Annotated in this window: 8 protein-coding genes; 6 read left to right on the forward strand and 2 right to left on the reverse strand. The window is 70.9% G+C overall.

Annotation, left to right across the window (positions count from 1 at the left end; translation table 11 throughout):
• Positions 1 to 35: 35 nt before the first annotated feature.
• A complete protein-coding gene (locus ABZZ38_RS08315) occupies positions 36 to 1,106 on the reverse strand; it encodes a LacI family DNA-binding transcriptional regulator (RefSeq protein WP_356737032.1) in 1,071 nt (356 codons plus the stop codon).
• Between the two features lie 25 nt (positions 1,107 to 1,131).
• Complete coding sequence (locus ABZZ38_RS08320; RefSeq protein WP_356737034.1) at positions 1,132 to 2,877, reverse strand: glycoside hydrolase family 13 protein; 1,746 nt, start codon at positions 2,875 to 2,877, stop codon at positions 1,132 to 1,134.
• Positions 2,878 to 3,240: 363 nt separating this feature from the next.
• On the opposite strand from ABZZ38_RS08320, the gene ABZZ38_RS08325 reads away from it, so the two are divergent.
• From ABZZ38_RS08325 to ABZZ38_RS08350, 6 genes are all read left to right on the forward strand, one after another.
• The gene (locus ABZZ38_RS08325; RefSeq protein ID WP_356737036.1) at positions 3,241 to 4,515 is read left to right on the forward strand and encodes an extracellular solute-binding protein; all 1,275 of its coding nucleotides are present in this window, start codon (positions 3,241 to 3,243) and stop codon (positions 4,513 to 4,515) included.
• Between the two features lie 24 nt (positions 4,516 to 4,539).
• Complete coding sequence (locus ABZZ38_RS08330) at positions 4,540 to 5,565, forward strand: sugar ABC transporter permease (protein ID WP_356737038.1); 1,026 nt, start codon at positions 4,540 to 4,542, stop codon at positions 5,563 to 5,565.
• 5 nt (positions 5,566 to 5,570) lie between these two features.
• Positions 5,571 to 6,452, forward strand: a complete 882-nt coding sequence (locus ABZZ38_RS08335; protein ID WP_356737040.1) for a carbohydrate ABC transporter permease — start codon at positions 5,571 to 5,573, stop codon at positions 6,450 to 6,452.
• A 150-nt stretch (positions 6,453 to 6,602) separates the two neighbouring features.
• Positions 6,603 to 8,282 (forward strand): alpha-amylase family glycosyl hydrolase, encoded by a 1,680-nt coding sequence (locus ABZZ38_RS08340; protein ID WP_356737042.1) that lies wholly within the window; start codon positions 6,603 to 6,605, stop codon positions 8,280 to 8,282.
• Entirely contained in the window at positions 8,267 to 9,352 is a 1,086-nt protein-coding gene (locus ABZZ38_RS08345) for a LacI family DNA-binding transcriptional regulator (protein WP_356737278.1), read from the forward strand. The genes ABZZ38_RS08340 and ABZZ38_RS08345 overlap by 16 nt, the downstream gene beginning before the upstream one ends.
• A gap of 407 nt (positions 9,353 to 9,759) precedes the next feature.
• Complete coding sequence (locus ABZZ38_RS08350) at positions 9,760 to 11,466, forward strand: carbohydrate-binding module family 20 domain-containing protein (protein ID WP_356737044.1); 1,707 nt, start codon at positions 9,760 to 9,762, stop codon at positions 11,464 to 11,466.
• Positions 11,467 to 11,485 lie beyond the last annotated feature (19 nt).

An 11,485-nucleotide genomic window follows, 5' to 3' on the forward strand; every position in this document is an offset into this window, starting at 1 on the left:
GGCCAAGAGTGTGCCAGATATGTCCACTGCGTCGATCATCCGCCAGTCGGGTCCTCGCTGCCATCGCTCCGCCTTCCGGAGGCGCCCTGCCCCTGGGGTCCGGAGGCGGTGGAACCGCGAACGACCAGCTCGGGCATGAAGACGAACTCGCTGTGCGGGGCGGGGGTGCCGCCGATCTCCTCGAGGAGTGCGCGGACCGCCGCCTGTCCCATCGCCTGCACGGGCTGGCGGATGGTGGTCAGGGGCGGGTCCGTGAAGGCTATGAGGGGCGAGTCGTCGAAGCCGACGACGGAGATGTCCCGGGGGACGCCCAGGCCCCGCTGGCGGGCGGCCCGGATGGCGCCGAGCGCCATCATGTCGCTGGCGCAGACGACGGCGGTGCAGCCGCGCTCGATCAGGGCGGTGGCGGCGGCCTGGCCGCCCTCCAGGGTGTAGAGCGAGTGCTGGATGAGCTCCTCGGACTCCTCGGGGGTGAGCCCGAGCCGGTCGCTCATGCCCCGCTGGAAGCCCTCGATCTTGCGGACGACGGGCACGAACCGCTTCGGCCCGACCGCCAGGCCGATCCGGGTGTGGCCGAGGGAGACGAGGTGGGTGACGGCGAGCTGCATCGCGGCCCGGTCGTCGGGGGAGACGAAGGGGGCCTGCACCTTCGGCGAGAAACCGTTGATCAGGACGTACGGGACGCCCTTGCCGCGCAGCTGGTCGTAGCGCGTCATGTCGGCGGTGGTGTCGGCGTGCAGCCCGGAGACGAAGATGATGCCGGAGACGCCGCGCTCGACGAGCAGCTCGGTCAGCTCGTCCTCGGTGGAACCGCCGGGGGTCTGGGTGGCGAGGACCGGGGTGTAGCCCTGGCGGGTCAGGGCCTGGCCGATGACCTGGGCGAGGGCCGGGAAGATCGGGTTGTCCAGCTCGGGCGTTATGAGCCCGACGAGTCCGGCGCTGCGCTGCCGCAGCCGGACCGGGCGCTCGTAGCCGAGGACGTCGAGGGCGGCCAGCACGGACTGGCGGGTGGCCGCGGCCACACCCGGCTTGCCGTTGAGCACGCGGCTGACTGTGGCTTCGCTGACCCCCGCCTGGGCTGCGATGTCGGCTAGCCGCGCGGTCATAGGATGCGACTGTACCGGCCGCACGTCAGCTTGCCCACCAGACGCAGGAATCGGGGGCGAGGAGCACGGTGTGCCCGCCGTCGCCGGGGCCGCTCCCGTCCGCGAATCCCCGGGTGGGGGAGGGGACTTTGCCGCCGGGGGCGGCAACGCCGCCCGCCGGGACGGGATGACGGCCGTCGCCGTCGCCCCCGCCCACGGGACCCGTACTGGACAGCAGCATCCGGCCCGGGGCGCGGATGGCGACCGGGTCGGGCGTGAGGTTCACCGTGCAGACGAACGTCGCGTCGTCCGCGTGGCGACGGAAGGAGAGGACGCCGCCGGGGGACGGGAGCCACTCGACCGACTCGCCCGCGCCGAGCGCCGGGTGGGCGCGGCGCAGGGCCAGGGCGGCGCGGTAGAGCTCCAGCGCGGAGGACGGGTCGCCGGTCTGGGCCTCGACGCTCAGGGCGCCCCACGTCGCGGGCTGCGGCAGCCAGCTGCCGCCGCTGCCGAACCCGTACGAGGGGCCCTCGACGGTCCACGGGATCGGGACGCGGCAGCCGTCGCGCAGCCCGTCCTGGCCGTCGCCGCGCAGGAACGCCGGATCCTGGCGGACCTCGTCCGGCAGCTCCGTGACCTCGGGCAGGCCGAGCTCCTCGCCCTGGTAGACGTACGCCGAGCCGGGCAGCGCCAGCATCAGCAGCGCCGCCGCCCGGGCGCGCCGCAGGCCCGCCTCGCCGTCGCCGTACCGGGTGGAGTGGCGTACGACGTCGTGGTTGGAGAGCACCCAGGTGGTCGGCGCGCCCACCGACGTGGTGGCCCGCAGTGAGTCGTCGATGACGCGGCGCAGGCAGTCCGCGTCCCACGAGCAGTTCAGGAACTGGAAGTTGAACGCCTGATGCAGTTCGTCGGGGCGTACGTACAGGGCCAGGCGCTCCGCCGAGGGCGCCCATGCCTCGGCGACCCCGACGCGCTCACCGTCGTAGCGGTCGAGCAGGCGCCGCCACGAGCGGTGGATCTCGTGGACGCCGTCCTGGTCGAAGAACGGCAGCTGCTGCGAGCCGATCAGCCGAACCTGCTCGCGGTGGCCGATGTCGGGCAGGCCGGCGGCCTTGACCATGCCGTGCGCGACGTCGATCCGGAACCCGTCGACGCCCAGGTCCAGCCAGAACCGCATGACGGAGTCGAACTCGGCCCTGACCTCGTCGTGGTCCCAGTTCAGGTCGGGCTGCTCGGGCGCGAAGAGGTGCAGGTACCAGGTGCCGTCCGCCACCCGGGTCCAGGCCGGGCCGCCGAAGACGGACTCCCAGTCGTTCGGCGGCAGCTCGCCGCCGGGGCCCTTGCCCGGGCGGAAGAGGTAGCGATCGCGGTAGGCCGGGTCGCCGGAGAGGGCGGCGCGGAACCACGGGTGCTGGTCGGAGGTGTGGTTCGGGACGATGTCGACGATGACCCGCAGCCCCAGCTCATGGGCCGTGCGCACCAGGTCGTCGGCGTCCGCGAGGTCCCCGAAGACGGGGTCGACGGCGCGGTAGTCGGCCACGTCGTACCCGCCGTCCGCCTGCGGTGAGGCGTAGAAGGGGGTGAGCCACACGGCGTCCGCGCCCAGCCGGACCAGGTGCGGCAGCCGCTCCCGCGCCCCGCGCAGATCGCCGATGCCGTCCCCGTCGCTGTCGGCGAAGGAACGGACGTACACCTGGTAGATGACGGCGTCCCGCCACCACCCGGGCCTGGAAGAGCTTGCACGGGGCGCATCCGCCGGCGCCGGGACGGGTGAGGTGAGCTCGTGGACCATGTGCGGGGTCCCTCTCGGGTGGGCCGGGACGGGGGCTACGTACAACCAACGAGGTGGGAGCGGGCATGAAACGGGGCTGCAACCTTGCTGCAACCCGTTACGAAAAGGCTTGCAGAGCTCTCCAGGGGTGCGCAACCCCATCGGTACGGGCGTGTCAAGCGATGCGTCGGCAACTGTAGGGACACGTCGATGTAACGATCAGCCGCCCTTGCAGAAATTTGCCGCAAGGTCTTTCGGCTCGTTTTCATCCCTGTTACGTTCCTGGCAACCCGGCGCGCCGCGAGGGAGCGGTCTGCGGGAGGCACGGAATCCGGTGACATCCGATCCGCCTTCGTCACCCCGGGATCAGTTGAAGGAGTTCACATGCGGCGTGGCATAGCGGCCACCGCGCTGGTCGCGGCCCTGGCCCTGACGACGGCGGCGTGCGGTGGGGACAGCGGCACCGACGGCGGCACGAAGAGCTCGGGCGAGCTCTCGGGCACCGTCACCTTCTGGGACACCTCGAACGAGGCCGAGAAGGCGACCTACCAGGCACTGGCCGAGGGCTTCACCAAGCTGCACCCCAAGGTGAAGGTCAAGTACGTCAACGTGCCGTTCGGCGAGGCCAACGCCAAGTTCAAGAACGCGGCGGGCGGCAACTCCGGAGCGCCCGACGTGATGCGCACCGAGGTCGCCTGGGTCGCCGACTTCGCCAGCCTGGGCTACCTCGCCCCCCTCGACGGCACCCCCGCCATCGAGAACCAGGTCGACTGGCTGCCGCAGGCCGCCGCGAGCACCCGGTTCAACGACAAGACCTACGCCGTGCCGCAGGTCATCGACACCATGGCGCTCTTCTACAACAAGAAGATGCTCAAGGACGCCGGCGTCGAGGTCCCGAAGAACATCGAGGAGCTCAAGGCCGCCTCGAAGAAGATCAGCCAGAAGTCGCCCGGCAGGACCGGCCTCTACCTGCGCGGCGACGACCCGTACTGGTTCCTGTCCTTCCTCTACGGCGAGGGCGGCGACATGGTCGACGCCAAGGCCAAGACCGTGACCATCGACGACGAGCCCGGCGTCAAGGCGTACCGGACCATCAAGGACCTGGTCGACTCGAAGGCGGCGATCACCGACGCCTCCGACGGCTGGAACAACATGCAGAACGCGTTCAAGTCCGGCAAGGTCGCGATGATGCTCAACGGCCCGTGGGCCATCGCCGACTCCCGCGCCGGCGCCGAGTTCAAGGACCCGAAGAACCTGGGCATCGCGCCGGTCCCGGCCGGCAGCGCCGCGCAGGGCTCCCCGCAGGGCGGCTGGAACCTCTCCGTCTACGCGGGCTCCAAGAACCTGGACGCCTCCTACGCGTTCGCCAAGTACATGAGCTCGGCCAAGGTCCAGCAGGAGACCACCGAGAAGCTCAGCCTGCTGCCGACCCGCCTGTCGGTCTACACCAAGCCGTCCGTCGCCGGCAACGAGATGGTCAAGTTCTTCAAGCCCGCGGTCGACAAGGCCGTCGAGCGCCCCTGGATCCCGCAGGGCAACGCCCTCTTCGAGCCGATCCGCCTCCACATGGCCAACGTCCTCGGCGGCAAGACCACGCCGGAGAAGGCCGCCCAGGAGACCGGCGACGCCTACCGCAAGATGCTCAAGGACTACAAGTAAGCAGTGGGAAGGGCTGACCGACCAATGGCTGTCGAGACCAGCCAGTCGGAGGCCGGGGCCGCGGGCGCGCACAGCGCCCGCGGTCGCGGCCGCCGCACTGAGAAGAACCCGGGCTCCCCGGCCCCGGGCCGGCTGCGCAGGGCGCTGAGCACCCACTGGTACGCCTGGAGCATGATCGCTCCCGTGGTGGCCGTGATCGGTGTGATCATCGGCTACCCGCTGGTGCGCGGTGTCCACCTGTCGCTCACGGACGCCAACGAGGCCAACGTCGAGCGCACGATCGGCGTCAACCACATCCCGGCCACCCACCAGTTCGTCGGGCTCGACAACTACCGGGCCGTCTTCACCGACGAGGTCTTCTGGGACCGCCTCGGCTGGACCCTGGTCTGGACCGTCACCTGTGTCGCCCTCTCCTTCGGCCTCGGTCTGATCCTGGCCAACATGCTCAACCGAAAGATCAAGGGCCGCACCTTCTACCGCATGGCCCTGATCCTGCCGTGGGCGGTCCCCGCCTTCGTCTCCGTCTTCACCTGGAAGCTGCTCTTCAACGAGCGCAACGGCCTGTTCAACAAGCTGCTCGCGGGCGGCGGCATCGACGGCGTCTCCTGGCTGAACGACCCAACCTGGGCCAAGGTCTCCGTCATCGCCGTCAACGTCTGGCTCGGCGTGCCGTTCATGCTCGTCGCCCTGCTCGGCGGCCTCCAGTCCATCCCCGGCGAGCTGTACGAGGCCGCCGAGATGGACGGCGCGAGCGCCTGGCAGCGCTTCCGCCACATCACCCTGCCCGGGCTGCGCCCCGTCTCCGCCACGGTGGTCCTGCTCAGCGCGATCTGGACCTTCAACATGTTCCCGGTGATCTTCCTGCTCACCCGGGGCGGGCCCGGTGACGCCACCGAGATCCTCGTGACGTACGCCTACCGGCTCTCCTTCGTCAACAGCCCGCGCGACTACGCGGGTTCCGCGGCCTGGGGCGTGGTGATCCTGCTGCTCCTGTCGCTCTTCGCGGTGGTCTACCGCCGCGCGCTCAAGAAGCAGGGAGACATGTGGTGACCGACATGACCACTTCGACCACTCCGGCCGCCACGGCCCCGCCGCCCCGCAGGGTACGGTCGCGCGGCGAGCGCTCGCCGCTGGCCTCCGTCGGGCTGCACCTGACGCTGCTGATCGCCGCCGTCGTCGCGGTCTTCCCGCCGCTGTGGCTGGTGATCACCTCGTTCAAGCCGAAGACCGACGCCTTCGACACCTCACTCGTCAAGAACTTCACCGTCGGCAACTACACCCACGTCATCTCCGACACCCAGTTCCTGGCCTGGCTCGGGAACTCGCTGATCGTCGTCGGGCTGACCACCGTCATCGGCGTCTTCATCTCCGCCACGACCGGCTACGCCGTCAGCCGCTTCCGCTTCCCCGGCCTGCGGCCCCTGATGTGGATGCTGCTGATCACCCAGATGTTCCCGGTCGCCGTGCTGATCGTGCCGCTCTACAACCTGCTGGCCGGCCTCGGCCTGCTCAACCAGCCGGTCGGCCTGGTCGTCACCTACCTCACCATCGCGGTGCCCTTCTGCGCCTGGATGATGAAGGGCTACTTCGACGGCATCCCCGCCGAGATCGACGAGGCCGGCCGCGTCGACGGCCTTTCCCCCTTCGGCACCTTCTGGCGTCTGATCATGCCGCTCGCCAAGCCGGGGCTCGCCGTCACCGCGTTCTACACCTTCATCACCGGGTGGGCCGAGGTCGCCTACGCCTCCGCGTTCATGACCGGCGAGGAGAACCTCACCCTCCCCGGCGGCCTGCAGACCTTCGTCAACCAGTACACCGCCGACTGGGGCTCGCTGACCGCCGCCGCCGTGCTCATCGCGGCACCCGCCGCCATCGTCTTCGGCCTCGTCCAGCGCCACCTGGTCTCCGGACTGACCGCCGGCGCCACGAAGTCGTAACGCGTCGGGGAGCGGTGAAGCACCGCACGTCGTAGCGCGCCACCAGTCGCAGGGGGACACCCCCCCCATCACGTATCCCGGTCCGCGGCGCCGGTCCGGACCTGTCACCGGGCCGGCGGCCGCTCCACTCCTTTTGACTCCAGGGAAGACATGACCCAGCACCTCGCTGCCCCCGCCGCCCCGACCACCGGCACGCACACGGGCTGGTGGAGAGACGCGGTGATCTACCAGGTGTACCCGCGCAGTTTCGCCGACGGCAACGGCGACGGCATGGGCGACCTGGAGGGCATCCGCAGCCGGCTGCCGTACCTGAGGAACCTCGGCGTCGACGCCGTCTGGCTCAGCCCCTTCTACGCCTCCCCCCAGGCGGACGCCGGGTACGACGTCGCCGACTACCGCGCCATCGACCCCATGTTCGGCAGCCTGCTGGACGCCGACGCCCTGATCCGCGAGGCCCACGAGCTGGGCCTGCGCGTCATCGTCGACCTGGTGCCCAACCACTCGTCGGACCAGCACGAGTGGTTCCAGCGCGCCCTGCGGGAAGGTCCCGGGTCGCCGCTGCGCGAGCGCTACCACTTCCGCGAGGGCAAGGGCGCGAACGGCGAACTGCCCCCCAACGACTGGGAGTCCATCTTCGGCGGCCCCGCCTGGACCCGCGTCGCGGACGGCGAGTGGTACCTGCACCTCTTCGCGCCCGAGCAGCCCGACTTCAACTGGGAGCACCCCGCCGTACGCGACGAGTTCCGCTCCATCCTGCGCTTCTGGCTCGACATGGGCGTCGACGGCTTCCGCGTCGACGTCGCCCACGGGCTCGTCAAGGCGGCCGGCCTGCCCGACATCGGCGCCCACGACCAGCTCAAGCTGCTCGGAAACGATGTCATGCCGTTCTTCGACCAGGACGGCGTCCACGAGATCTACCGCAGCTGGCGCGAGGTCCTGGCGGAATACTCCCCCTCGCCTTCCGTCGGGGGTGCCCCCAGCGAGCGCATCCTCGTCGCCGAGGCGTGGACGCCGACCGTCGAGCGCACCGCGAACTACGTGCGCCCCGACGAGATGCACCAGGCGTTCAACTTCCAGTACCTCGGCACCCACTGGGACGCCGCCGAGCTGCGCAAGGTCATCGACGCCTCGCTCGACGCGATGCGCCCCGTCGGCGCCCCCACCACCTGGGTGCTCTCCAACCACGACGTCACCCGGCACGCGACCCGGTTCGCCAACCCGCCCGGGCTCGGCACCCAGCTCCGCACGGCCGGTGACCGGGAGCTCGGGCTGCGCCGGGCGCGGGCGGCCACGCTGCTGATGCTGGCGCTGCCCGGCTCGGCGTACGTCTACCAGGGCGAGGAGCTCGGCCTGCCCGACGTCACCGACCTGCCCGACGAGGTCCGCCAGGACCCGTCGTTCTTCCGGGCCACCGGCCAGGACGGCTTCCGCGACGGCTGCCGGGTGCCCATCCCGTGGACCGTCGAGGGCCCCTCGTACGGGTTCGGCAGCGGCGGCAGCTGGCTGCCGCAGCCCGCGACGTGGGGCGCCCTGAGCGTCGAGGCCCAGAGCGGCGACCCGTCCTCCACGCTGGAGCTGTACCGCAGCGCGCTGGCCGTGCGCCGCGAACAGCCGGGACTGGGCGCGGGTGACGCGGTGGAGTGGCTGGAGGGGCCCGAGGGCCTCCTGGCCTTCCGCCGGGAGGGGTTCGTGTGCACGGCCAACACCACCGGCGAGCCGATACGGATCGACGTGCCGGGCCGGATGCTGCTCGCCAGCGAACGGGTGCGCACGAGCGTCGACGGCACGGCCGAACTGCCCGCCGACACCACCGTCTGGTGGGCGGTGTGACGGTCCTGGTGCCGTCGGGCGAGCCGCGGGGCGAAGCAGGAGGGGGCGCCCCGCGGCTCGCCGACATCGCGGCGCAGGCCGGCGTCAGCGAGGCCACGGTCAGCCGGGTCCTCAACGGCAAGGCGGGCGTCGCCGGCGCGACGCGGACCCGGGTGCTCGCCGCCCTCGACGTCCTGGGCTACGAGCGGCCCGTACGGCTCAAGCGGCGCAGCGCCGGCCTCGTGGGCCTCGTCATCCCCGAGTTGACCAACCCCATCTTCCCGGCGTTCGCCCAGGTCATCGAGCAGGTGCTGGCCGGACACGGCTACACGCCCGTGCTGTGCACCCAGATGCCGGGCGGCGCCACCGAGGACGAGCTGGTCGAGCAGTTGGAGGAGCGCGGCGTCACCGGCATCGTGTTCCTGTCCGGGCTCCACGCCGATTCCGCCGCCGATCCGGCCCGGTACGTCAAACTGGCCGCCCGCGGGGTGCCGTTCGTCCTCATCAACGGTTTCAACGAGTACATCGACGCCCACTTCGTCTCGCCCGACGACCGCTCGGCCGCCCGCATGGCCGTACGGCACCTGGCGCAGCTGGGCCACCGGCGCATCGGGCTCGCGATCGGGCCGACGCGGTACGTTCCGTCGCGCCGCAAGGCCGAGGGGTTCGTGTCCGCGCTGCACGCGGCGCTGGGCGTGCCCCGCGCGGAGGCGGAACTGCTCGTGCGGCCGACGCTGTTCGGTGTCGAGGGCGGGCACGCGGCGGCCGGCGAGCTGCTCGACGAGGGGTGCACGGGGATCGTGTGCGGCAGCGACCTGATGGCGCTCGGCGCGATACGGGCGGTGCGCGGGCGCGGGCTCGACGTGCCGGGGGACGTCTCGGTGGTCGGCTTCGACGACTCGCCGCTCATCGCGTTCACGGACCCGCCGCTCACCACGGTGCGCCAGCCGGTGCAGGCGATGGCGACGGCGGCCGTCGACGCGCTGCTGGAGGAGATCGACGGGAACCCCGTGCAGCGCACGGAGTTCGTCTTCCAGCCCGAGCTCGTCGTCCGCGGGTCCACGGCGCGGCGCAGGGCGCGCGAAGGGTGAGAAGGCCCGGGGCCTGCCCTGTTCGGGGCGGCGGGGTCTTCTCGGGCCCCGGGCCTCCCGGCTCGTACCGATGACGGGTGACCGACGACCGGAACCGGTCCGATCGGCCGGGCGCGTGGAGCCCCGGGGTACGGGGACCCTCGGCCGACCGGACCGGAGTGCTCGTTGAACGTAACACCACTGCAATGCCTTGCGAAAGGTCTTGCAGTAGCTGAAAGCCTGGATTTCCGGGGTGTGACCGGACTGTGTCCGAGGGGTTGACCGCGGGCCGGGGGGCTCGTACGGTCTCGACCGAAAAGCATTGCTGCTTTCTTGCAGCAAGAGACTTCATCGGGCCTTGCGGGCATGGCGCGTTGCCGTACGAGGCTGCACCGTCGCATCCGCACCTCCCTTCCCCAGGAGGAAACATGGCCAGAAAGCCCGTGGCCGCCGCGCTCGCCCTCGTGGCGGGAGCCGTGGTCGCCGTCACGGCGCCCCCCACCCCCGCCCAGGCGGCACCGCCCGGGACCAAGGACGTCACCGCCGTGCTGTTCGAGTGGAACTTCGCCTCGGTGGCGAAGGCGTGCACCGACAGCCTCGGTCCGTCCGGGTACGGCTACGTCCAGGTCTCGCCGCCACAGGAGCACATCCAGGGCAGCCAGTGGTGGACCTCCTACCAGCCCGTCAGCTACCGGATCGCCGGCCGCCTCGGCGACCGCGCCGCCTTCCAGTCCATGGTGAACACGTGCCACAGCGCGGGCGTCAAGGTCGTCGTCGACACCGTCATCAACCACATGGCAGCCGGCAACGGCACCGGTACCGGCGGCTCGTCGTACACCAAGTACGGCTACCCGGGCCTGTACTCCTCGCCCGACATGAACGACTGCACCGCGCAGATCACCACCTACCAGGACCGCGCCAACGTCCAGAACTGCGAACTCGTCGGCCTCGCCGACCTGGACACCGGTGAGGAGTACGTCCGTACCAGGATCGCCGGCTATATGAACGACCTGCTGGCCCTGGGCGTCGACGGCTTCCGCATCGACGCCGCCAAGCACATGCCGGCGAACGACCTGGCCGCCATCAAGGCCAAGCTCACCAACCCGGGCGTGTACTGGAAGCAGGAGGCGATATACGGCGCCGGTGAGGCCGTCTCGCCCAGCGAGTACCTCGGCAACGGCGACGTCCAGGAGTTCCGCTACGCCCGCGACCTGAAGCGGGTGTTCCTCGGCGAGAACCTCGCGTACCTGAAGAACTTCGGCGAGGCCTGGGGCCACATGGAGTCCGGCAGGTCCGGCGTCTTCGTCGACAACCACGACACCGAGCGCGGCGGCGACACGCTGAACCACAAGAACGGCTCCGCCTACACCCTCGCCAACGTCTTCATGCTGGCCTGGCCGTACGGCTCCCCGGACGTGCATTCCGGCTACGAGTGGACCGACAAGGACGCCGGCCCGCCCGGCGGCGGCAACGTGAGCGCCTGCTACACCGACGGCTGGAAGTGCCAGCACGCCTGGCGCGAGATCGCCTCCATGGTCGCCTTCCGGAACGTGGCCCGCGGTCAGGGTGTCACGAACTGGTGGGACAACGGCGGCGACCAGATCGCCTTCGGACGCGGCACCAAGGCGTACGTCGCCATCAACCACGAGACGTCCGCCCTCACCCGTACGTTCCAGACGTCCCTGCCCGCCGGCGACTACTGCGACGTCCAGAACAACCGGCCCGTCACGGTCAACGGCTCCGGCCAGTTCACGGCCACGCTCGGCGCGGGCACCGCCGTCGCCCTCCACGCCGGCGCCCGGACCTGCCCCGGCGGCCCGACGAGCCCGGGCACGCCCGTCACGAGCGGCGCGTCCTTCGCCGTCAACGCCACCACCGTGCCGGGCGAGAACATCTACGTCACCGGCGACCAGGCCGCCCTCGGCACCTGGAACCCCGGCAGCGCGCTCAAGCTGGACCCGGCGGGCTACCCCGTCTGGAAGCTGGACGTGGCCCTGCCCGCCGGCACGTCCTTCGCGTACAAGTACCTCCGCAAGGACCCCGCCGGAAACGTCACCTGGGAGAGCGGCGCCAACCGCACGGCCACCGTCCCGGCCTCCGGGAAGGTCTCCCTGAACGACACCTGGCGCGCCTGACGTCCCTTCTCACCGCCCC

Origin of the sequence: Streptomyces sp. NPDC006368, from assembly GCF_040612535.1 — a bacterium.
In the GTDB taxonomy this organism is placed as follows: domain Bacteria; phylum Actinomycetota; class Actinomycetes; order Streptomycetales; family Streptomycetaceae; genus Streptomyces.

Coding starts and splice junctions, on each gene's coding strand:
- ABZZ38_RS08315 (WP_356737032.1), bottom strand. CDS start 1,106: ATGACCGCGCGGCTAGCCGACATCGCAGCCCAGGCGGGGGTCAGCGAA.
- ABZZ38_RS08320 (WP_356737034.1), bottom strand. CDS start 2,877: ATGGTCCACGAGCTCACCTCACCCGTCCCGGCGCCGGCGGATGCGCCC.
- ABZZ38_RS08325 (WP_356737036.1), top strand. CDS start 3,241: ATGCGGCGTGGCATAGCGGCCACCGCGCTGGTCGCGGCCCTGGCCCTG.
- ABZZ38_RS08330 (WP_356737038.1), top strand. CDS start 4,540: ATGGCTGTCGAGACCAGCCAGTCGGAGGCCGGGGCCGCGGGCGCGCAC.
- ABZZ38_RS08335 (WP_356737040.1), top strand. CDS start 5,571: ATGACCACTTCGACCACTCCGGCCGCCACGGCCCCGCCGCCCCGCAGG.
- ABZZ38_RS08340 (WP_356737042.1), top strand. CDS start 6,603: ATGACCCAGCACCTCGCTGCCCCCGCCGCCCCGACCACCGGCACGCAC.
- ABZZ38_RS08350 (WP_356737044.1), top strand. CDS start 9,760: ATGGCCAGAAAGCCCGTGGCCGCCGCGCTCGCCCTCGTGGCGGGAGCC.